Annotated in this window: 20 protein-coding genes; 9 read left to right on the top strand and 11 right to left on the bottom strand. The window is 53.4% G+C overall.

Features of this window, described 5'->3' with window-relative positions; all coding sequences use genetic code 11:
• Positions 1 to 80: 80 nt before the first annotated feature.
• Complete coding sequence (locus HV334_RS11370) at positions 81 to 1,472, bottom strand: NarK family nitrate/nitrite MFS transporter (protein WP_016153284.1); 1,392 nt, start codon at positions 1,470 to 1,472, stop codon at positions 81 to 83.
• Positions 1,473 to 1,812: 340 nt separating this feature from the next.
• Here HV334_RS11370 and narX point away from each other — a divergent pair, with 340 nt between their 5' ends.
• Both narX and narL read left to right on the top strand, forming a co-directional pair.
• The gene (gene narX, locus HV334_RS11365) at positions 1,813 to 3,609 is read left to right on the top strand and encodes a nitrate/nitrite two-component system sensor histidine kinase NarX (RefSeq protein ID WP_016156734.1); all 1,797 of its coding nucleotides are present in this window, start codon (positions 1,813 to 1,815) and stop codon (positions 3,607 to 3,609) included.
• Positions 3,602 to 4,252 (top strand): two-component system response regulator NarL, encoded by a 651-nt coding sequence (narL, locus tag HV334_RS11360; RefSeq protein ID WP_003020756.1) that lies wholly within the window; start codon positions 3,602 to 3,604, stop codon positions 4,250 to 4,252. Before narX ends, narL begins: the two co-directional genes overlap by 8 nt.
• Before the next feature lie 21 nt (positions 4,253 to 4,273).
• Here narL and HV334_RS11355 read toward each other — a convergent pair whose 3' ends face one another.
• A complete protein-coding gene (locus tag HV334_RS11355; protein ID WP_181221736.1) occupies positions 4,274 to 5,659 on the bottom strand; it encodes a YchO/YchP family invasin in 1,386 nt (461 codons plus the stop codon).
• 175 nt (positions 5,660 to 5,834) lie between these two features.
• On the opposite strand from HV334_RS11355, the gene HV334_RS11350 reads away from it, so the two are divergent.
• Both HV334_RS11350 and HV334_RS11345 read left to right on the top strand, forming a co-directional pair.
• Complete coding sequence (locus HV334_RS11350; protein ID WP_049042858.1) at positions 5,835 to 6,188, top strand: DsrE/DsrF/TusD sulfur relay family protein; 354 nt, start codon at positions 5,835 to 5,837, stop codon at positions 6,186 to 6,188.
• A gap of 262 nt (positions 6,189 to 6,450) precedes the next feature.
• Entirely contained in the window at positions 6,451 to 6,696 is a 246-nt protein-coding gene (locus HV334_RS11345) for a DUF1883 domain-containing protein (protein WP_003833405.1), read from the top strand.
• Between the two features lie 54 nt (positions 6,697 to 6,750).
• On the opposite strand, the gene HV334_RS11340 is transcribed toward HV334_RS11345, so the two are convergent.
• Positions 6,751 to 7,446, bottom strand: a complete 696-nt coding sequence (locus HV334_RS11340; RefSeq protein WP_016156738.1) for a gamma-glutamylcyclotransferase — start codon at positions 7,444 to 7,446, stop codon at positions 6,751 to 6,753.
• A gap of 196 nt (positions 7,447 to 7,642) precedes the next feature.
• Positions 7,643 to 7,873, bottom strand: coding sequence for a putative cation transport regulator ChaB (gene chaB, locus HV334_RS11335; RefSeq protein WP_016153288.1), 231 nt, complete (start codon positions 7,871 to 7,873; stop codon positions 7,643 to 7,645).
• Positions 7,874 to 8,148: 275 nt separating this feature from the next.
• Between chaB and chaA the strand changes: the two genes are divergently transcribed.
• Positions 8,149 to 9,249: a sodium-potassium/proton antiporter ChaA gene (gene chaA / locus HV334_RS11330; RefSeq protein WP_016153289.1), complete on the top strand. Its 1,101-nt coding sequence runs from the start codon at positions 8,149 to 8,151 to the stop codon at positions 9,247 to 9,249.
• A gap of 152 nt (positions 9,250 to 9,401) precedes the next feature.
• Here the strand turns inward: chaA and kdsA are convergent, their stop codons facing one another.
• Genes kdsA through hemA form a run of 6 tightly spaced genes read right to left on the bottom strand, consistent with a single transcriptional unit; the run spans position 9,402 to position 14,706 of the window.
• Positions 9,402 to 10,256, bottom strand: a complete 855-nt coding sequence (gene kdsA, locus HV334_RS11325) for a 3-deoxy-8-phosphooctulonate synthase (RefSeq protein WP_016156739.1) — start codon at positions 10,254 to 10,256, stop codon at positions 9,402 to 9,404.
• Between the two features lie 35 nt (positions 10,257 to 10,291).
• Positions 10,292 to 11,101 (bottom strand): invasion regulator SirB1, encoded by an 810-nt coding sequence (gene sirB1 / locus HV334_RS11320; RefSeq protein WP_003020775.1) that lies wholly within the window; start codon positions 11,099 to 11,101, stop codon positions 10,292 to 10,294.
• A 2-nt stretch (positions 11,102 to 11,103) separates the two neighbouring features.
• Complete coding sequence (gene sirB2 / locus HV334_RS11315; RefSeq protein WP_016153291.1) at positions 11,104 to 11,496, bottom strand: invasion regulator SirB2; 393 nt, start codon at positions 11,494 to 11,496, stop codon at positions 11,104 to 11,106.
• Positions 11,493 to 12,326, bottom strand: a complete 834-nt coding sequence (gene prmC / locus HV334_RS11310) for a peptide chain release factor N(5)-glutamine methyltransferase (RefSeq protein ID WP_016156740.1) — start codon at positions 12,324 to 12,326, stop codon at positions 11,493 to 11,495. Before prmC ends, sirB2 begins: the two co-directional genes overlap by 4 nt.
• The gene (prfA, locus tag HV334_RS11305) at positions 12,326 to 13,408 is read right to left on the bottom strand and encodes a peptide chain release factor 1 (protein WP_016153293.1); all 1,083 of its coding nucleotides are present in this window, start codon (positions 13,406 to 13,408) and stop codon (positions 12,326 to 12,328) included. The genes prmC and prfA overlap by 1 nt, the downstream gene beginning before the upstream one ends.
• Positions 13,409 to 13,449: 41 nt before the next feature.
• On the bottom strand, positions 13,450 to 14,706 hold the full coding sequence (gene hemA / locus HV334_RS11300) for a glutamyl-tRNA reductase (RefSeq protein WP_016153294.1): 1,257 nt from the start codon (positions 14,704 to 14,706) through the stop codon (positions 13,450 to 13,452).
• Between the two features lie 211 nt (positions 14,707 to 14,917).
• Here hemA and lolB point away from each other — a divergent pair, with 211 nt between their 5' ends.
• The 4 genes from lolB to dauA all read left to right on the top strand — a co-directional run bounded on the left by lolB (position 14,918) and on the right by dauA (position 19,361).
• Positions 14,918 to 15,541: a lipoprotein insertase outer membrane protein LolB gene (gene lolB, locus HV334_RS11295; RefSeq protein ID WP_047358971.1), complete on the top strand. Its 624-nt coding sequence runs from the start codon at positions 14,918 to 14,920 to the stop codon at positions 15,539 to 15,541.
• Positions 15,538 to 16,389 (top strand): 4-(cytidine 5'-diphospho)-2-C-methyl-D-erythritol kinase, encoded by an 852-nt coding sequence (gene ispE, locus HV334_RS11290; protein WP_047498056.1) that lies wholly within the window; start codon positions 15,538 to 15,540, stop codon positions 16,387 to 16,389. Before lolB ends, ispE begins: the two co-directional genes overlap by 4 nt.
• 217 nt (positions 16,390 to 16,606) lie before the next feature.
• Positions 16,607 to 17,554: a ribose-phosphate diphosphokinase gene (prs, locus tag HV334_RS11285; protein ID WP_001518537.1), complete on the top strand. Its 948-nt coding sequence runs from the start codon at positions 16,607 to 16,609 to the stop codon at positions 17,552 to 17,554.
• 151 nt (positions 17,555 to 17,705) lie between these two features.
• Positions 17,706 to 19,361: a C4-dicarboxylic acid transporter DauA gene (gene dauA, locus HV334_RS11280; RefSeq protein ID WP_249415069.1), complete on the top strand. Its 1,656-nt coding sequence runs from the start codon at positions 17,706 to 17,708 to the stop codon at positions 19,359 to 19,361.
• 97 nt (positions 19,362 to 19,458) lie between these two features.
• Here dauA and HV334_RS11275 read toward each other — a convergent pair whose 3' ends face one another.
• The gene (locus HV334_RS11275) at positions 19,459 to 20,922 is read right to left on the bottom strand and encodes an aspartate aminotransferase family protein (RefSeq protein WP_137367334.1); all 1,464 of its coding nucleotides are present in this window, start codon (positions 20,920 to 20,922) and stop codon (positions 19,459 to 19,461) included.
• Between the last annotated feature and the right edge of the window lie 15 nt (positions 20,923 to 20,937).

Below are 20,937 nucleotides of genomic sequence, written 5' to 3'. Positions count from 1 at the left end.
AAGTATGTTGTAACTAATAGCGGGCAAAAAAAAAGCGCGGTCTAACACCGCGCAATGGATAATCAACAGTTACTACTTTTTTATTTTTTAGAATGACGTCCGTACACCGCCCAGGTGATAACCACACAGGCGACATAGAAGATCAGGAATACTTTCATCGCATCGACCGGAGAGCCAGTTAATGCCAGGGACGTACCGAATGCTTTCGGGATAAAGAAGCCGCCGATCGCACCAATAGCTGAGATAAAGCCCAGCGCTGCCGCGGTGTCGGTCGCCGCCTCGCGCATCGCTTTCTCTTCTGAACCGCCTTCAGCTTTCACTCTGTCCATCGTCAGCTTGCGAAAGATAACGGAGATCATCTGGAAGGTTGAACCACTCCCCAGACCAGCCGTCAGGAACAGCGCCAGGAACACCGCAAAGAAGGCGATAAAGTTGCCACCGACACCGTTTGATGGCAGCGTCAGGAACAGTAAGGCACTGAAAATAGCCATCAGCACGAAGTTCACCAGCGTTACGCGGGTCCCCCCCAGCCGGTCAGAGATTGCGCCGCCTGCTGAACGAGCCAGGGCGCCAATCAACGGTCCAAAGAAGGCGTAATGCAGGATCTGTACCTCAGGAAACTGCGTTTTTGACAGCATCGCGAAACCGGCAGAGAAACCGATAAATGAACCGAAGGTTGCCAGATACAGCAGGCTCATAATCCACAGGTGCCCGCGTTTCAGCACCGGCAGTTGCTCTTTCAGCGAAGCTTTTGAGGTTGCCAGTTCATTCATACCAAACCATGCAGCCAGCGTTAAAACAGCCAGGAACGGGACCCAAATCCATGCGGCGTTTGCCAGATACAGCTGCGTACCATCCGGTTGTTCAACACCCTGGCTGCCAAATGCGGCAAAGATTGACAGTGAAACCACCAGCGGAGCGACTAACTGCATCACGCTGACGCCCATGTTACCCAAACCACCGTTCAGACCCAGCGCGCCGCCCTGTTTCTGTTTTGGAAAGAAGAAGCTGATGTTTGCCATGCTGGAGGCAAAGTTCGCACCGGCAAAACCGCACAACAGCGAGATAATGATAAAGGTACTAAATGGCGTGGAGGTATCCTGCACCGCAAAACCTAACCATACGCAAGGAATGATCAGGATACCGGTGCTGAACGCCGTCCAGCGACGTCCACCAAACAGGGGGACCATAAAGGAGTACGGTACACGCAGCAGCGCACCGGACACCGAAGGTAATGCCGTCAGCATGAACAGTTGTTCAGTGGTGAAATCAAATCCGACTTTCGGTAAGTTCACCGCCACGGCGCTAAATAACATCCACACGCAAAACGCCAGCAGCAAGCAAGGGACGGAAATCCACAGGTTACGGCTGGCGATTCGATGACCACGCTGCTGCCAGAAGGCGGGATCTTCCGGCCGCCATTCAGTAATTACAGCTCCAGATGCCCTTTCCGGGGCAGATGAGTGACTCATAGACACCTCTGATACTTGTTTCGATGCCTGCCACATTAGGGTTTACAGCTGGAGGTAAGTTGATATAAATCAAAGGAAAAGGTGTCATTATTGATGCCTGAAATTTATCATCATCCTAAATGAGTACATAACTTCGGTAAAAAAGATGTGGTTTTTCACGCTTCTGTCGTCCCCTACTCCCCCTCGTTTAGGATCTCTCCCTCTGGCGGCAATTAAGGGGTAGCCCGTTTGAGGTATGGGTATACTCCAGTGTATCGCCGAGAATAACGCCACTGCCTGCAGCAGAATCGTCATTCAATAAGGTTTTCGGTTTTACGAAAACCCGAAGGAACAAGTCACCATGTTTAAACGTTGTCTTTCCCCGCTTACGCTGGTCAACCAGGTGGCGCTGATTGTTTTATTGTCTACTGCCATCGGCGTGGCGGGTATGGCAGTCTCTGGCTGGCTGGTTCAGGGCGTTCAGGGTAGCGCGCATGCAATCAACAAAGCGGGATCGCTGCGCATGCAAAGCTATCGCCTGCTGGCGGCCATACCGCTGGACGCCAACGATCAACCACTACTGGATGAAATGGAGCAAACGGCGTTTAGCCCGGAATTGACGCGTGCCGCGCAGCGTGACGGACAACAGGCGCAGTTAAAAGCCTTACAGGATTACTGGCACACCAAACTGGCACCGGGGCTTGCGCATGCGCAAACGCCTGATGCGGTAGCGCAGGATGTCAGGCGCTTTGTGGGCGGACTGGATAAGCTGGTCACCGCCTTTGACCATACCACCGAGTTACGCATTGAACGCGTCGTCTTGCTGCATCGCCTGATGGCCGTATTTATGGCATTGCTGCTGGTCTTCACCATTATCTGGCTACGCGTGCGCCTGTTACAGCCGTGGAAACAACTGCTGGCGATGGCGCGAGCCGTCAGTCAACGTGATTTTACCCAACGCGCACATATCAGTGGGCGTAATGAGATGGCAGCGCTGGGCTCGGCGCTGAATAATATGTCGGAAGAACTGGCCGAAAGTTACGCGGTGCTGGAACAGCGAGTACAGGAGAAAACGGCGGGTCTGGAGCACAAAAATCAGATCCTCTCTTTCCTGTGGCAAGCCAACCGCCGCCTGCACTCTCAGGTGCCGTTGTGCGAACGCCTCTCTCCGGTACTGAACGGCCTGCAAAATTTGACCCTGCTGCATGATATTGAACTGCGGGTCTATGATCTGGAAGATGAAGATAATCATCAGGAATTTACCTGCCAGTCCAATGTTAGCTGTGATGAGAAAGGTTGCCATTTGTGTCCGCGCGGTACGCTACCCGCCATTGACGGCGGTATCACGCTGAAATGGCGGCTAACCGACGCCCATACCCAGTATGGTATCCTGCTCGCGACTTTGCCGTACGGACGCCATCTCAGCCACGATCAGCAGCAACTGGTTGATACCCTGGTTGAGCAACTGACCGCAACGCTTGCACTCGACAGGCATCAGGAGCGTCAGCAGCAGTTGATCGTGATGGAAGAGCGTGCCACCATTGCGCGCGAACTTCATGATTCTATTGCACAATCGCTCTCCTGTATGAAGATGCAGGTGAGCTGTTTGCAGATGCAGGGCGATGCGCTTTCAGATAACTGCCGCGAGCTGCTCAGTCAGATTCGTAACGAGCTAAACGCCTCCTGGGCGCAACTGCGCGAGCTGTTAACGACCTTCCGTTTACAGCTGACGGAACCTGGATTGAGACCGGCGCTGGAAGCCAGCTGTCAGGAATACAGCGCGCGTTTTGGCTTTACGGTTAAGCTGGATTATCAGCTGCCACCGCGTCTGGTCCCTTCGCATCAGGCGATTCACCTGCTACAAATTGCGCGCGAAGCCCTGAGCAACGCCCTCAAACACTCTCAGGCCGATGAAGTAGTCGTGACGGTGGTGCAAAATGGTAAGCAGGTCAAACTTACAGTGCAAGATAACGGCTGCGGCGTACCGGAAAACGCCGAACGCAGTAACCACTACGGCATGATAATCATGCGCGACCGTGCGCAGAGCTTGCGCGGCGATTGCCGTGTACGCCGTCGCGAGACAGGCGGTACTGAAGTTGCTGTCACTTTTATTCCCGAAACAAACTTCACAGAAGTCCAAGGAGATACCCATGAGTAATCTGGAACCGGCAACCATCCTGTTGATCGACGATCATCCGATGCTGCGAACCGGTGTAAAACAGCTTGTCAGCATGGCGCCCGATATCACCGTTGTCGGCGAAGCCAGCAATGGTGAGCAGGGTATCGAGCTGGCAGAATCCCTTGATCCCGATCTGATCCTTCTTGATCTCAACATGCCTGGCATGAACGGTCTGGAAACACTCGACAAGCTGCGTGAGAAATCACTGTCAGGCCGTATCGTCGTGTTTAGCGTATCCAACCATGAAGAAGACGTGGTTACTGCACTGAAGCGCGGTGCCGACGGTTATCTGCTGAAAGATATGGAGCCGGAAGATTTGCTGAAAGCATTGCAGCAAGCGGCTGCCGGTGAAATGGTGCTGAGCGAAGCCTTAACGCCGGTTCTGGCCGCCAGCCTACGCGCCAATCGCGCAACGTCCGACCGTGATGTTACCCAACTGACGCCGCGCGAACGCGATATTCTTAAGCTCATCGCCCAGGGTCTGCCTAACAAGATGATCGCCCGCCGCCTGGACATCACCGAAAGCACGGTAAAAGTTCACGTGAAGCATATGCTGAAGAAAATGAAGCTCAAATCACGTGTTGAAGCCGCGGTATGGGTGCACCAGGAACGTATTTTCTGATAACGCGCGCATGCGTCATTGTTAACGAGGATCATTTTCCGAAACGGTAGTAAACGGTTCGGTCAGTGATAGCGTGATCTCATTGGAAGAGACACGCTGGCCCTGCTCATCTTCTACCACCACAGACAACCGCCAGCGGTTCGTCGCACCTTCTCTGCTGTCCCACTTCGGCATAATAATCGTCCAGCCCTGCGCGCTTCGGTTATTGCTGCCAGCCGTTAAGCTCAACGCCTGAGTATCGCCCTGCCACGTCAGGTGGCGGATCCCATGCAAACTACGCACCTGCAGCTTCAACGCCACCGTCTCTCCCGGTTTGAGATCCCAGGGCGGCGTGGCCAAAAATACCGACAGCGTTTTACGCTGGCGATACTCCAGCGTCGGTAAATTGTTACGCTGCGGATCGTCATAACGACTGCCGCGCAGTGAACGGCTGTTCGCCACCTCACTGACCATCAACTGTTTTTTTAACGGCACGCCAAAACGGTAACTAAGCGTTAAGCCGAGGTTATTCTGGCTGATGCCGCTTTCCCCCTGCTTATGCTGCGCTGTCACCGTGATTAGCGGCACCGGTGTATAGCTCAGCCCGAGGTTCACCGCCACCGGATTGTGATACCCGATTCCCGAATGAAATAGATCCACCCGGTCGCCAAAATACTGTTCCACGCTGACGCTGGTATTGAGGTGTTGATAGAACGGTATCCGCATTTGCGCGGTCAGATCGTAGCCGCGGGCCATCCGTTGTTGCTGGGTTGCAAAACGATCTTGCCAGGAAGACAACGGTTGATAATAGTTAGCGGATAAGCGCAAATATTCGCCCCACGCCTCTGCGCCAAGGCCTCCGCGGGGCAGATTTTCATCCAGTAAGTTGTCATAAAAGGTGTTGTAACCCAGTAACCAACCGTCGCGTACCCAACGTTGCCCAATCCCCGCATTACTGACTAAGCCGTCGTCCTGTTGCGTCACTCCTAGCTGGCTCCAGGTAAGATAACGTTGATTGTCCTGCCACGGCACAAACCAGCTTCCCCGACTCCCGGTAAAACTGCCTTCGTTATCCACCTGCAACCCGATGCTGGCGTTTCCCCAGGGAGAAAGCCAGGATTCCAGTTGCTGATTCACCTGTTCGCTGACCGTATCTCGCACCTGGCCAAACGCGAACTGCTTCGCCTGTTCACCGGTATCAAGCCCGTTATCAGTCATGCTGGCTTCACCAAACGCTTTGACCATTTCGGCAAAATGCTTTTCGCCTGCCCGCGACTCCGGGGCCATACCAAGATCGGGCAAGCCATCACTATTGTTATCGAAAGGGTTTTCAGCCTGGTGCACAAAGGACGACTGCGCGTTAGCAGTACCGCCTGCCAGCGGCAAGAGTGCGAATACAGCAAGAGAAGAACAGATAATACGGCTCAAATCGTTAGTGGTTTCTTACATCAATTAGCCACAGTGGCATACTTATCTTAAACCATAACGTTTTCAGCGTTGATTTTCAGCCCCTCCCCCTTTTTTCGGCATTATCCTGGCATTGAGAAATAGGTGTAACATACGTGTCGGTTATTAACGCTTACATGCAGTAACAGGAGTAAAAATGCAAAAGATAGTGATCGTCGCAAACGGAGCGGCTTATGGAAGCGAATCGTTATTTAACAGCCTGCGTCTGGCTATCGCCCTGCGCGAACAGGAAGCCGCTCTCGACCTGCGTCTGTTTTTAATGTCTGATGCCGTAACCGCAGGATTACGTGGTCAGAAACCCGCGGAGGGCTACAATATTCAGCAAATGCTGGAGATCCTGACTGCGCAAAATGTTCCGGTAAAACTGTGCAAAACCTGCACCGATGGTCGTGGGATCACGGCGCTGCCGTTAATTGACGGAGTGGCCGTCGGCACGCTGGTAGAACTGGCTCAATGGACGCTGGCTGCAGATAAAGTGTTGACCTTCTGATATACCGTTTTCAGGCAAGCGCACTGAAAGTGTCGATAATTTCCGGATTTAATATTTGATGGGCGCGGTTTCGTTGAACGTTAGCACGCCCGTTCAACCCTTTTTAAGTGTTTTGTCACTTTTGTTTAATCGTTATGCCATTTTTTGATCAAAATCAGCATCCTGTTGCTCCCCCTTTGGTGTTATGCAATGAGTGAAATGTGAACAACATCACGCAGCACTTTCGAGAGAAAGTACGTTGTTTTCAAGAACGGGGGGAAAAATGGCATTAGTGAAGGCAAGTTTAAAGTTATTTGGTGGCGATACGGTGGTTGTGCGCTGTTCCGAGCGCTGTCACATCCACCTGATGAGCGAAAAAAATCACGTCAAAGACACGCAGTCCGACATCTTAAGCGTGCAGGATCGTGATAACGCATGGTTGACCGTGCCCTATACCGGCGTCTGGAACGTGCTGATCGACAGCCACAGTCAGTCGCTTGAGCATTCGATAAGTTATATTGCAGCCTAAGCGTGACATGCCCGAAAAGCGCCTGGCTTTCGGGCATACAATTCCACGCCGGGTTCAGGCAAACCCTGGCCGCATAACGCCTTCCGGCAGGTTCTCTCCCAACAATCGTTTGACCGTGATCACCAGATCATTAAGGCAATCATCCTGCATCCCCAGCTTGACCAGCTCTTGTTCCAGCGAGAACAGATACTGGGCATTAGTGCCTAAAGGTCCGCTGGCCGCGGCAATAAGCGGCGCGATCACCTGCGCGCGCGTGTCTGACTCAAACAACGGATGGCGCGGATCCATAATAAACACCAGCGCGTTCACCGTTCGGCCGTCATCAAGCGCCAGCTGGCACCAGGTCGGCAGATAGCATCCGGTGATCATTTCTCGCTTCCACAACAGAGAAAGCTCTTGTTCCAGCGACGCGTCCGGCAAACGGTAGGCCACACCGGTGGTACGTCCGCCCTCTTTCAGGGCCAGCATACGTCCTGGCTGACACGCCGTTCCTCGCCCCGCCGTCAGGCGCAGACAAAATGCACGGTGCCAGCCGACTAATGTCCCGGTACAGGACTCTTCAAACTCTAAGGCCGGGTTCCACATCAACGATCCATAACCGAAGATCCACACCGGTCCATCATCTGGTCGACAAGCGAGCGTGGCGGCCAGTGAGGCTGCACGTTGTTCCGCTGACCAGAGTAGTGATTCTTCAATAGCACCAAATGCCGTCTTACAGTCGGCATTCAATAAAAAATCACGCGTTAACACCTTACACCTCCGCCACTGCTGCTTCCCTGCGACTACTTTTTTGACGCCTTCCGGGCTTTTTTACTGCTCATTTTGAAACCAATAGCTGGACAATAGGCAATTCACCGCTCGCTTGCAAGCCAGTAACCGCGCGGCGTAGCACGATTCGCTAACGCCTGATGCAAGCGAGTTTATAAAGGCATTATAATTGATACTGTTACGTCTTTTTATGCCATTTACCATCATCACCTTTTTGGTAATCATTTTTAACCGCGGCCCACGCCACCTTATGTGCCGTCTCTTCTCGGGTGGCATCGTCACGGCGGTCAGATTTGTCTTTATACTGTTCCCAGGCGCTGTTGAAAGCTTCTTTATAAATGTCCTGAGCATGGGCTGGCAGAACGTGCTGCACGCTGTCAGGCAGATCGCTTTTAGATTTATAGGGCATTGTGAACTCCTCTTTTTAGGCTAAACCTTAAGTGTGGTTAACAATGCGGCGAGACGCCAATAATGGACATTTTTAGAAATTTTCTTTACCTAACCTTCTGTTAATTAAACAGTCTATAAACAAGAAATTGGTTTTTGGCCGCTTTGAGAGGGAAAACAGGTGATGTAGTAAAATTTCGTAAAATGTCACCTACAAAACCACGTTTTCTGTTATTTTTTACAATCTTTAATACTTTTTATAATTATAAATACCTGCAGAGATGGAGAATTAATGCAATGACACAAGCACATGAGGCGGTAAAAACCCGCCACAAGGAGACCTCTCTCGTCTTCCCGATTTTGGCGCTGGTAGTACTGTTCTTCTGGGGGAGCAGTCAGTCACTACCAGTGGTCATCGGTATTAATGCGCTGGCCCTTATTGGTATATTAAGCAGCGCATTCAGCGTTGTCCGTCATGCGGACGTATTAGCGCATCGACTTGGCGAACCCTATGGGTCGCTGATCCTCAGTTTGTCCGTTGTTATTCTTGAAGTCAGCTTAATCTCCGCATTAATGGCAACCGGCGATGCCGCACCTACGCTCATGCGCGATACGCTGTATTCAATCATTATGATCGTAACCGGGGGTCTGGTCGGTTTTTCATTACTGTTAGGTGGCCGTAAATTTGCCACTCAGTATATGAACCTATTTGGTATTAAGCAGTATTTAATCGCCCTGTTCCCACTGGCCATTATTGTACTGGTATTCCCGATGGCGTTGCCGGGGGCAAATTTCACTACCGCACAGGCGCTGTTGGTGGCGTTAATTTCTGCGGCGATGTACGGCGTATTTTTGCTGATTCAAACTAAAACGCACCAAAGTCTGTTCATTTACGAGCATGAAGACGAGGGTGACGACGACGACCCGCATCACGGTAAGCCGTCAGCGCACAGCAATCTGTGGCACGCCGCCTGGCTTATCATTCATCTGATCGCTGTTATCGCCGTGACCAAGATGAACGCCAGCCCGCTTGAGACCTTGCTGACTGAACTGAATGCGCCAGTCGCATTTACGGGTTTCCTGGTCGCGTTACTGATCCTCTCGCCTGAAGGACTGGGCGCACTGAAAGCGGTTCTGAGCAATCAGGTACAGCGGGCAATGAATTTATTCTTCGGTTCGGTGTTAGCCACAATTTCGCTGACCGTACCGGTGGTGACGCTGATTGCATGGGCAACCGGGAATGATTTGATGTTTGCGCTGGGTGCGCCAGAGATGATTGTGATGGTTTCATCACTGGTTCTGTGTCAGATCTCTTTCTCCACCGGACGCACCAATGTGCTTAACGGTGCAGCGCATCTGGCACTGTTTATCGCCTATCTGATGACAATATTTGCCTGATTATTATTTTAGACGTACCGCACGGTCCTCTTGAGGGCCGTTTTCTTTTCTGCCGATATAACACAATCGATGGCGCGTCTGGTGCCTGACGGCGACCTTTATACCCTTTTCAAATAGCAGGCCGGAGGGAAATTCCGGCCTGTCACACTCTCTTAGTTCTCGGTATCCAGCTCGTCGAAGCTTTTCACCAGGTCATCAATCGCTTTAATCTGCGTCAGGAACTGTTCCAGCTTCGCCAGCGGCAGCGCGGATGGGCCATCGCATTTCGCATTGGCTGGATCCGGATGCGCTTCAATAAACAGACCTGCCAGACCAACCGCCATACCGGCACGCGCCAGTTCGGTAACCTGCGCCCGACGACCACCGCTTGCTGCGCCAAACGGATCGCGGCACTGCAGCGCATGGGTAACGTCAAAAATCACCGGTGAGTTGCCGGAGACTTTCTTCATCACGCTGAAGCCCAGCATGTCCACAACCAGGTTGTCATAACCAAAGTTCGCACCACGGTCGCACAGAATAACCTTATCGTTGCCACCTTCATGGAATTTATCCACGATGTTGCCCATCTGAGCCGGGCTGATGAACTGCGGTTTCTTCACGTTGATAACGGCACCGGTTTTCGCCATCGCTTCCACCAGATCGGTCTGACGAGCAAGGAATGCCGGAAGCTGAATCACATCCACCACATCAGCAACAGGCTGTGCCTGGCTGGCTTCGTGAACGTCGGTGATCACTTTTACGCCAAAAGTCTGTTTCAGTTCCTGGAAGATTTTCATCCCTTCTTCAAGGCCCGGTCCACGGTAAGAGTGGATGGAAGAACGGTTGGCTTTATCAAAGGAGGCTTTAAACACGTAAGGGATACCCAGCTTTTGAGTAACGGTTACGTAGTGCTCACAAATGCGCATCGCCAGATCGCGGGATTCCAGCACGTTCATTCCGCCAAACAGCACGAACGGCAGGTCATTTGCCACGTTGATGTCGCCAATGCTAACCACTTTTTGTTTCATAGGATCGCCTTAAACGGTAGGTAAAGTGTGATTAATCAATGCAATACAATTTGTTTGTGCGAAATAGTATTAATTTGCGCACGAATCATTTCGCTGATCGGGTCTTCCGGACACTGTTCAACGAAATAACTTAAATCTGTCAGCGCAACATGTTCGCACTCGAGTTGCGCGTATATTAAACCACGATCGCGAATTTCATACGGATCTTCAGGATTAAACTGCAATAGTGCTTCACTGGCACGCAGCGCCAGCTCCATTTGCCGCTCTTCCATCAGTGATGATTTCAGCGTGTCGAGCAGTTTGCGGATCACTTCCGCGTTATCCGCCTCATCCAGGTCTTCGTTAAACAGCTCCGCGACCGGGCTGATGTTCCCCTTCAACCACACTTCCAGCGTGTGCTCATTTAACGTTTCGCCATTGAATGGATTGATTAGCCACATTTCACCATCGAGCGACTCAATACGAAGGATCAGTTGCGTCGGGAAAATCACCGGAACCAGCGGCAGCTCCAGTCTGTTGGCAATCCACAATAAGATCGCCCCCAGAGACACGGCGCTGCCCTGCCGATTTTTCAGTACCTGGTCAAGCCAGAGTGCATCAGAAAGACGATAGACGCCGTGGGTATCCGTAAATCCCCATTCGCCGTAAAAAAGTGCCAGCAGTTTTTCCAGTTGCTCATCCTGAGACAGGAGCTGGCTAATTTCTTCTTGCGCCAGACTGACCAGACGTTCCAGTTCGTCATAGACAGTTTGTGTTGGAAAATCCAGACGGATAGACTCCGACGCCAGGATCATCCCATCACACAATGGCGCTTTATTAAATTCGAAATCAGCTAACGACCTCATGCTTACCCCAGTAACGGTATTTTTGTGGTGGCGAGTTTAATGATGATGTACAGCACCACCAGCGCCAGCGGAAATGCGACTAATCGCGCCTGCTGACTGCGCGCCCGACGATAATCGAGCGCAATAAAACCCAAAACGATGTAAATGATAACCCCAAACAGCTTTTCAGTCAGCCATGTCCCGTGCTCAGTGAATGGCAGGATGTGCGCTTTAACCATTAGCGCCACGCCGCTGAGTAATAAAACGGTATCCACAACCGGTGGCACAATGCGCGTCCAGCGTGCGCAGGCAAGACGCGAGTCGGTGTAACGCCACCAAAAACGCAGCGTCAGCAAGCCAACGGAAAGCGCAATACTGATGAGATGAATGTTGAGTAACACACTGAAGGTACTCATGATGGGATGCGTCCAAGCGTAATTCGCTCGTTGCCGCCATAATCACGGCAGGTTTCAACCGCCTGGTAACCCGCACGAGTAAAGACGTCCCGGACGGCCTGCCCCTGCTGCCAGCCATGTTCCAGCAACAGATAGCCGCCGGGCGTTAACACGCGCTGAGACTGGTCAATGATATGCACGATATCCGCCAGTCCCCGATCGCCCGCCACCAGTGCCGACAGAGGTTCAAAGCGTACATCGCCTTGCGCCAGGTGCGGATCCTGTTCGTCGATATACGGCGGATTGCTGACAATCATGTCAAACTGTTGTCCCTGCAAAGCGCTGAACCAGTTGCTTTGCAGCACGCAAACATTGTCGATGCCCAGATGCTGTTTGTTGCGAGTGGCCAGCGCAACGGCATCCGGCATGCGGTCAACCGCCGTTACCGCGCAATCCGGACGTTCGGTTGCCAGCGCCAGCGCAATGGCACCCGTGCCGGTTCCCAAATCGAGAATGCGGCATGCTGAGGCCGGCAGGCGAGCCAGCGCCTGTTCCACCAGACACTCTGTATCCGGACGAGGAATAAGCGTAGCCGGAGACACAAACAGCGGCAGTGACCAGAACTCCCGCACGCCGGTTAAATGCGCCACCGGCTCACCCCGCTGACGGCGCTCCAGTAATGTGTCGAGCTGTTGACGCTGCGCCTCGGTTAATACCGTTTCACCGAAAGCCAAAATAAAGGTGCGTCCCTTACCGGTAACAAACTCGAGCAAAATCTCGGCGTCACGGCGTGGGCTTTCACTTGCCTGTAATTGGCTTATCGCTTCACGCAGCCAGTGCTGATAATCCATTAATCCTGCTCGGACAACGCCGCCAATTGGTCGGCCTGGTATTCCTGGACAATTGGCTCAATGAGCATATCCAGTTTGCCTTCCATCGCTTCATCCAGACGGTAGAGCGTCAGGTTAATGCGGTGATCGGTCACGCGACCCTGCGGGAAGTTATAGGTACGGTTGCGATCGCTGCGATCACCACTGCCCAACAGATTGCGACGCTCAGAGGCTTCTGCCTGTTGACGTCTTGCCACTTCGGCGGCTCGAATTCGCGCCCCCAGCACCGACATCGCTTTCGCTTTGTTTTTATGCTGCGAACGTTCGTCCTGGCATTCCACTACGATACCGGTCGGCAAGTGGGTAATACGGATTGCGGAGTCGGTGGTGTTAACGTGCTGACCCCCTGCGCCTGATGAGCGGAAGGTATCAATACGCAGATCGGCCGGGTTGATATCCGGCAGTTCGGCATCTGGTAGTTCCGGCATGACCGCGACCGTACAGGCAGAAGTGTGAATACGGCCCTGTGACTCCGTCGCAGGTACGCGCTGCACACGATGTCCACCGGACTCAAATTTCAGTCGACCGTACACGCCTTCGCCGCTAATTTTGGCAATGACTTCTTTAAACCCGCCATGTTCGCCTTCGCTGGCGCTCATGATCTCTACCCGCCAGCGACGCGATTCAGCGTAACGGCTGTACATGCGGAACAGATCGCCGGCAAACAGCGCGGCCTCATCACCACCGGTTCCCGCACGCACTTCGAGGAAGGCGTTACGTTCGTCATCAGGATCTTTAGGCAACAGCAGAACCTGCAGATGTTGCTCCAGCTGCTCGCATTTATCTTTTGCTTCACGCAGTTCATCCTGCGCCATTTCACGCATTTCAGGATCGTCGAGCATCATCTGAGCCGTCTCGATATCTTCCTGAACCTGTTGCCAGTCCGTAAAACAGCGAGATACATCGCTTAATTGCGCATATTCGCGCGACAGTGCACGAAAGCGTTCCTGGTCTGCGATAGTACCCGCATCCCCGAGCAGCGCCTGAACTTCTTCATGGCGTTCATGCAGGGCTTCCAGTTTGGCAACGATAGAAGGCTTCATAGGCGTAAATGCACCCTGTAAAAAATAAGATTGGTGTGCTGCTACTCCAGCCCGAGGCTGTCGCGCAGAATATTCAGGCGTTCACTATCCCCGTCACGGGCGGCCTGTTGAAGTGATTTGGTTGGTGCATGGATCAAGCGGTTGGTCAGTTTCCAGGCCAGATCCTGCATAATGGCTTGCGCATCACCACCCTGTTGAAGAGCGGCCAACGCTTTGGCAGTCAGTTCATCACGAATCTGTTCTGACTGACTGCGATACTCGCGGATAGTTTCACTTGCGCCCTGAGCGCGTAGCCAGGCCATAAATTCGCTGGTTTCCTGCGCCACAATGGTTTCGGCTTCCACGGCCGCCGCTTTGCGCTGGGCCAGGTTATGCGAAATGATGCTTTGCAGGTCGTCAACGCTGTACAGATAGGCGTTGGACAACTTACCCACTTCCGGCTCGACATCGCGCGGTACGGCGATATCCACCAGCAGCATAGGTTGATTACGGCGATTTTTAAGCGCGCGCTCCACCATTCCTTTGCCGATAATCGGCAGCGGGCTGGCGGTAGAACTGATAATAATATCGGCATCCTGTAAACGCGCGTCGATATCACTCAGCGAAATCACTTCGGCGCCGACTTCATCCGCCAGCACCTGCGCCCGCTCGCGGGTACGGTTGGCGATGATCATCTTCTTCACTTGATGCTCACGCAGGTGTCGCGCCACCAGCTCAATGGTTTCGCCTGCGCCCACTAACAGCACGGTCACCGTGGAGAGCGATTCAAATATTTGCCGCGCCAGCGTACAGGCGGCAAAAGCCACGGACACGGCGCTGGCACCGATGTCTGTTTCTGTACGTACACGTTTAGCGACAGAGAATGATTTCTGGAACATGCGCTCCAGCGCACTGGCGTTCAGGTGACCTTTTTGCGAATCCGCAAAAGCTTTTTTCACCTGCCCCAGAATCTGCGGTTCACCAAGCACCAGCGAATCCAGACCGCTGGCAACACGCATCAAATGACTGACGGCGTCGTTGTCCTGGTGCCAGTACAAGCTATTGCGCAAGTCTTCTTCATTAAGATTATGGTAATCGCACAGCCAGCGAACCAGCGCTTCTTGCAGGTTATCCTGCTCTTCAACGCTGAGATACAGTTCTGTACGGTTACACGTCGACAGCACCACCCCGCCCTGCACCATTGGCTGCGCAAGCAGGCTGTCCAGCGCCTGATCGAGCGTATCCGGCGAAAACGTTACGCGTTCTCGCAGCGATACAGGTGCCGTTTTATGGTTAATACCAAGCGCTAAAAGGGTCATGTGTGCGGGAATAGTACCAGCGTTGATAAGGTTAGACTGGGTGCATCATACAGGATGCGTGCGGTCAATAAAAGAGACTGCCCCCTTTTGGAGTAATAGCTTAGTGCACAAATTTGAGCGATTTAAGATAACTTGAACGTAGACGATGTATGATGGCGGCGCTAGCATTAAGAGTTATAACTGCAACGTATCTCAAGGATTTGTCATCATTATGACCCTGCCTGATTTTCGCCTGATTCGCCTGCTGCCGTTGGCGGCCCTGGCTCTTACCGCCTGTACGCTCAACGCGCCGAAAGGTCCCGGCAAAAGCCCTGACTCTCCACAGTGGCGCCAGCACCAGCAGGAAGTACGCGCCCTGAACCAATATCAGACGCGCGGTGCGTTTGCGTATATTTCCGATCAACAGAAAGTCTATGCCCGCTTTTTCTGGCAACAAACCGGACAGGATCGCTACCGTCTCCTGCTGACCAATCCCCTGGGCAGCACTGAACTGGAACTCAATGCCCAGCCGGGCAACGTCGAACTTGTCGATAACAAAGGCAAGCACTACACCGCTGACGACGCCGAAGAGATGATTGGTAAACTGACCGGCATGCCTATTCCATTGAATAGCCTGCGCCAGTGGATCCTTGGCCTGCCGGGAGACGCCAGCGATTACAAACTCGACGATCAGTATCGTCTGAGTGAAGTGAACTACAGCAAAGACGGTAAAAACTGGAAAGTGGTCTATAGCGCCTACGACAGCAAAATTAAGCCCGCGATGCCGGCAAACATGGAACTGTCCGACGGCGATCAGCGTATTAAGCTGAAAATGGATAACTGGATTGTGAAATGATGACCCACTGGCCCTCTCCGGCAAAACTGAATCTGTTTTTATACATCACCGGGCAGCGTGCGGACGGTTATCACACTTTGCAAACGCTATTCCAGTTTCTTGATTATGGCGACACGTTAGGTATTGCGCTGCGTGGCGACGGCGAAATCCGCCTGTTAACGCCGGTGGAAGGCGTTGCACATGAAGACAATCTCATTGTCCGTGCGGCGCGCTTGCTGATGAAGGCGGCGTCTGAAAGCGATCGCCTTCCCAAAGGGAGCGGCGCCGACATCAGTATCGAAAAACGCCTGCCGATGGGCGGCGGTCTTGGCGGAGGTTCGTCGAATGCGGCTACCGTCCTGGTGGCGCTGAATCACCTTTGGCAGTGCGGACTTTCGGTTGATGAACTGGCAGGACTCGGCTTAACGCTGGGGGCGGACGTTCCCGTATTCGTGCGCGGCCATGCGGCCTTTGCTGAAGGCGTAGGTGAAATTCTGACCCCGGTCGAGCCAGAGGAAAAATGGTATCTGGTCGCCCACCCGGGAGTCAGTATTCCGACGCCGGTGATTTTTAAAGATCCCGACCTCCCGCGCAACACGCCAAAAAGGTCAATAAAAACGTTACTAAAATGTGAATTCAGCAATGATTGCGAGGTTATCGCAAGAAAACGTTTTCGCGAGGTTGATGCGGCGCTTTCCTGGCTGTTAGAATACGCGCCGTCGCGCCTGACTGGTACAGGGGCTTGTGTCTTTGCTGAATTTGACACTGAGTCTCGTGCTCGCCAGGTGCTTGAGCAAGCCCCGGAATGGCTCAAAGGCTTTGTGGCGAAAGGTGTCAACCTCTCCCCATTGCACAGAGCGTTACTCTAAATCATTCGGGTTTCAGGAAGATGGCGAAATATGCCAGCACACATGAAACGTGAAAGATGACGAGTAAGCCGGGCAAGCTGAGTTGCGGTGACAACGTCACCCTGTTCCAGACGTTGCATCGCGCTCTTTAATACACCGCATGGAGAGGATACTGCCTGGCCCGCACAGTTTTCGGCAGATTCTTTCCACCAATGGACGCATGCCTGAGGTTCTTCTCGTGCCTGATATGAAGCTTTTTGCTGGTAACGCCACCCCGGAACTAGCACAACGTATTGCCAACCGCCTGTACACTTCACTCGGCGACGCCGCTGTAGGTCGCTTTAGCGACGGCGAAGTCAGCGTACAAATTAATGAAAATGTACGCGGTGGTGATATTTTCATCATCCAGTCCACTTGTGCCCCTACTAACGACAACCTGATGGAATTGGTCGTTATGGTTGATGCGCTGCGCCGTGCTTCCGCAGGCCGTATCACCGCCGTTATTCCTTACTTCGGCTATGCACGTCAGGATCGTCGCGTACGTTCCGCTCGTGTACCGATTACTGCTAAAGTCGTCGCTGATTTCCTGTCCAGCGTTGGCGTTGACCGCGTCCTCACCGTTGACCTGCATGCTGAACAGATCCAGGGCTTCTTTGACGTACCGGTTGATAACGTATTCGGTAGCCCGATCCTGTTAGAAGACATGCTGCAGCTGAATCTGGACAACCCGATTGTGGTTTCTCCGGACATCGGTGGCGTCGTGCGTGCCCGCGCTATCGCTAAACTGCTGAACGATACCGACATGGCTATCATCGACAAACGACGCCCGCGCGCGAACGTTTCTCAGGTGATGCATATTATTGGTGACGTTGCAGGTCGTGACTGCGTGCTGGTTGATGATATGATCGATACTGGCGGTACGCTGTGTAAAGCAGCAGAAGCACTGAAAGAACGTGGTGCAAAACGCGTATTTGCTTACGCTACCCACCCGATCTTCTCAGGTAATGCGGCAAACAACCTGCGCAATTCAGTGATTGATGAAGTCGTTGTCTGTGACACTATTCCACTGACTGACGAAATCAAAGCACTGCCAAACGTGCGTACATTGACCCTGTCGGGTATGCTGGCCGAAGCGATTCGTCGTATCAGCAACGAAGAATCCATCTCTGCTATGTTCGAGCATTAATCGAGCCCGGCTCAAAAACCCGCTGCGGCGGGTTTTTTTATCTGCAACATCTATTTGTATGACTTATGCCTCCTTCACCTGCCATTTAGTTGACAGATGATGCGCTCATGGATGAAACATTATTGTGAACAGATTATTTTCCTCACATGTGATGCCTTTCCGCGCCCTCATCGACGCTTGTTGGAAAGAAAAATATACCGCTTCTCGCTTTACCCGCGACCTGATCGCCGGGATAACCGTTGGGATCATTGCCATTCCGCTGGCGATGGCCCTGGCGATAGGCAGTGGCGTGGCACCGCAGTACGGCTTGTATACCTCAGCCGTGGCTGGGATTGTTATCGCCCTTACCGGGGGTTCACGTTTTAGCGTATCTGGACCAACCGCCGCTTTCGTGGTGATTCTGTATCCGGTGTCGCAACAGTTTGGGCTGGCAGGCCTGCTGGTCGCAACGCTAATGTCCGGGATATTCCTGATCCTTTTCGGCCTCGCCCGTTTTGGTCGCCTGATCGAATATATCCCGGTATCCGTTACGTTAGGTTTTACATCGGGTATTGGTATCACCATCGGTACCATGCAGATTAAAGATTTTCTCGGTCTGCAAATGGCCCATGTCCCGGAGCACTACCTGCAAAAGGTCGGCGCGCTGTTTATGGCCCTGCCAACCCTCAACGTTGGCGATGCCGCAATTGGCGTGGTGACGCTGGGGATCCTGATTTTCTGGCCGCGTCTGGGGATCCGACTGCCGGGCCACCTTCCTGCGCTGCTGGCAGGCTGTGCGGTAATGGGGATTGTGAACCTGACCGGCGGCCATGTCGCCACCATCGGTTCTCAGTTCCACTACATTCTGGCTGACGGCTCGCAGGGTAACGGTATCCCGCAGTTGCTGCCGCAACTGGTATTACCGTGGGACATGCCGGAGTCAAACTTTACCCTGAGCTGGAGTTCGTTACAGGCGCTGTTACCGGCCGCCTTCTCCATGGCGATGCTCGGGGCGATTGAATCTCTACTGTGCGCCGTCGTACTTGATGGGATGACTGGCACCAAGCATAAAGCCAACAGTGAGCTGATTGGCCAGGGCCTGGGTAACATCGTGGCACCGTTCTTCGGTGGTATCACCGCCACGGCGGCAATTGCCCGTTCTGCGGCAAACGTCCGCGCCGGGGCGACCTCACCAATTTCAGCGGTCATCCACGCGATTCTGGTGATCCTTGCCCTGCTGGTGCTTGCGCCGCTGCTTTCCTGGTTACCGCTTTCCGCCATGGCCGCCCTGCTGCTGATGGTGGCATGGAACATGAGTGAAGCGCATAAAGTGGTGGATCTGCTGCGTCATGCGCCAAAAGACGACATCATTGTCATGCTTATGTGTATGTCGCTGACGGTGCTATTCGACATGGTGATCGCCATCAGCGTTGGTATCGTTCTCGCCTCCCTGCTGTTTATGAGTCGTATCGCGCGCATGACGCGTCTGGCGCCGGTCAACGTAGACGTACCTGACGATGTGCTGGTGCTGCGCGTTATTGGCCCACTTTTCTTTGCCGCTGCGGAGGGATTATTTACCGATCTCGAATCGCGTATTGCAGGTAAACGTATTGTGGTCTTAAAGTGGGACGCGGTCCCGGTACTGGATGCAGGTGGTCTGGACGCTTTCCAGCGTTTTGTAAAACGCCTCCCGGAAGGGTGTGAACTGCGGATCAGTAATCTGGAATTCCAGCCGTTACGTACCATGGCGCGCGCGGGCATTCAGCCGATTGCCGGACGCCTGACGTTCTTCCCGAATAAAGACGCCGCGCTGGCAGATATCAGCTGACGTGTAGCCCAGCCAGGCGAAGCGCCGCCAGACTACAAATGACAGGCAAAAAAATGGCTCCCGTGTGTGGGAGCCATTTTTATAATCAGCTTATTGCTTACGCGTTTAGCAGTCGCTCAGCTGTCGCTTTCACGCTTGCCAGCAGGACTTTGACATCCTCCAGACACACCGTTGGGTTCAGCAGCGTCAGCTTCAGGCAGGTTACGCCATCTGCTTCGGTCACGCCCACATTGGCGCTACCAGAAGCCAGCAGAACGTCGCCAATACGCTGGTTCAACAGCGCAACGAACGCCATGTCCTCACTGTGCGGACGGAAACGGAACAGCACGCTTGCCAGCTGCGGCTCCATCACCAGTTCCAGATGCGGCTGAGTTTTCACAAACGCAGCCACATCACGCGCCAGCGTTACGCCGTTATCAATGATTTCGGCATACTGCTTTTTGCCCAGCGCTTCGAGACCCATCCACAGCTTCAGCGCGTCAAAACGGCGCGTGGTCTGCAGCGATTTCGACACCAGATTCGGTACGCCCGCCTCTTCATCAAAATCAGAGTTCAGGTACGCCGCCTGGTAACGCATCAGCTCGTAATGACGCGCGTCTTTCAGCAGGAACGCGCCGCAGCTGATGGTCTGGAAGAACTGTTTGTGGAAGTCCAGCGTCACGGAATCCGCCAGTTCAAGGCCGTTCAGGAAGTGACGATACTGCTCAGAAAGCAGTAACGCCCCGCCCCATGCTGCATCCACATGCATCCAGATCTGGTGTTCTGCCGCCAGCGCCGCAATGTCCGCTAACGGATCGATTGCGCCCGCATCGGTAGTACCCGCAGTGGCGACAATCGCCATCACCTGTTCGCCGTTGGCTTTCGCCTGGGCCAGCTTGTCTTTCAGGTCAGCCAGATCCATGCGTGAGAACGCATCGGTCTTCACCTGGGTGACGGAACGGTAACCCAGCCCCATCAGCGCCATGTTCTTCTGCACAGAGAAGTGCGCGCTTTCAGAGCAAAATACTTTGATTTTGCTCAGGTCGCCGGTCAGACCATTCTGCTGAATGGAATGCCCCTGGCGGGCAAAAAAGGCGTCGCGCGCCAGCATCAGGCCCATCAGGTTGCTCTGGGTGCCACCGCTGGTGAACACGCCCGCGTCGCCTGCCGCATAGCCCACCTGCTCACGCAACCATTCGATCAGTTTGATCTCAATGATGGTCGCCGACGGGCTCTGATCCCAGGAGTCCATACTCTGGTTGGTGGCGTTGATCAGCACTTCTGCCGCCTGGCTAATCACCAGGCTCGGGCAGTGCAGGTGCGCCACGCACTGCGCATGGTGAACCAACAAGCTGTCTTTCAGAAAGTATTCAACCGCACGCTCAATAGCGGCCTGGTTGCCCAGGCCCTGAGACGTAAAATTCAGGTTGATACGTTCGCGCAGTTGCTCAACGGTTTTGCCCTGATACATCTCAGGTTGCTTCAACCATTCAACGACCGCTTGCGTACTCTGCTCGATAGCGTCCTGGTAGGCAGCGATGCTTTGTGCCGAGCCGGACAGAATCGGATTTACGTCTGACATTCGATCCAACTCCGT

This window comes from Citrobacter sp. RHBSTW-00944 (assembly GCF_013615435.1).
Classification (GTDB): Bacteria; Pseudomonadota; Gammaproteobacteria; order Enterobacterales; family Enterobacteriaceae; genus Citrobacter; species Citrobacter braakii.
Note: the sequence above shows the minus strand (reverse complement) of the source record. Positions and strands in the feature narration are given on the sequence as shown.

Excerpts from the sequence above, each read along its gene's own strand:
- HV334_RS11370 (WP_016153284.1), bottom strand. The coding sequence starts at position 1,472 with ATGAGTCACTCATCTGCCCCGGAAAGGGCATCTGGAGCTGTAATTACT.
- narX (WP_016156734.1), top strand. The coding sequence starts at position 1,813 with ATGTTTAAACGTTGTCTTTCCCCGCTTACGCTGGTCAACCAGGTGGCG.
- narL (WP_003020756.1), top strand. The coding sequence starts at position 3,602 with ATGAGTAATCTGGAACCGGCAACCATCCTGTTGATCGACGATCATCCG.
- HV334_RS11350 (WP_049042858.1), top strand. The coding sequence starts at position 5,835 with ATGCAAAAGATAGTGATCGTCGCAAACGGAGCGGCTTATGGAAGCGAA.
- HV334_RS11345 (WP_003833405.1), top strand. The coding sequence starts at position 6,451 with ATGGCATTAGTGAAGGCAAGTTTAAAGTTATTTGGTGGCGATACGGTG.
- chaB (WP_016153288.1), bottom strand. The coding sequence starts at position 7,873 with ATGCCCTATAAATCTAAAAGCGATCTGCCTGACAGCGTGCAGCACGTT.
- chaA (WP_016153289.1), top strand. The coding sequence starts at position 8,149 with ATGACACAAGCACATGAGGCGGTAAAAACCCGCCACAAGGAGACCTCT.
- kdsA (WP_016156739.1), bottom strand. The coding sequence starts at position 10,256 with ATGAAACAAAAAGTGGTTAGCATTGGCGACATCAACGTGGCAAATGAC.
- sirB1 (WP_003020775.1), bottom strand. The coding sequence starts at position 11,101 with ATGAGGTCGTTAGCTGATTTCGAATTTAATAAAGCGCCATTGTGTGAT.
- sirB2 (WP_016153291.1), bottom strand. The coding sequence starts at position 11,496 with ATGAGTACCTTCAGTGTGTTACTCAACATTCATCTCATCAGTATTGCG.
- prmC (WP_016156740.1), bottom strand. The coding sequence starts at position 12,326 with ATGGATTATCAGCACTGGCTGCGTGAAGCGATAAGCCAATTACAGGCA.
- prfA (WP_016153293.1), bottom strand. The coding sequence starts at position 13,408 with ATGAAGCCTTCTATCGTTGCCAAACTGGAAGCCCTGCATGAACGCCAT.
- hemA (WP_016153294.1), bottom strand. The coding sequence starts at position 14,706 with ATGACCCTTTTAGCGCTTGGTATTAACCATAAAACGGCACCTGTATCG.
- lolB (WP_047358971.1), top strand. The coding sequence starts at position 14,918 with ATGACCCTGCCTGATTTTCGCCTGATTCGCCTGCTGCCGTTGGCGGCC.
- ispE (WP_047498056.1), top strand. The coding sequence starts at position 15,538 with ATGATGACCCACTGGCCCTCTCCGGCAAAACTGAATCTGTTTTTATAC.
- dauA (WP_249415069.1), top strand. The coding sequence starts at position 17,706 with ATGCCTTTCCGCGCCCTCATCGACGCTTGTTGGAAAGAAAAATATACC.
- HV334_RS11275 (WP_137367334.1), bottom strand. The coding sequence starts at position 20,922 with ATGTCAGACGTAAATCCGATTCTGTCCGGCTCGGCACAAAGCATCGCT.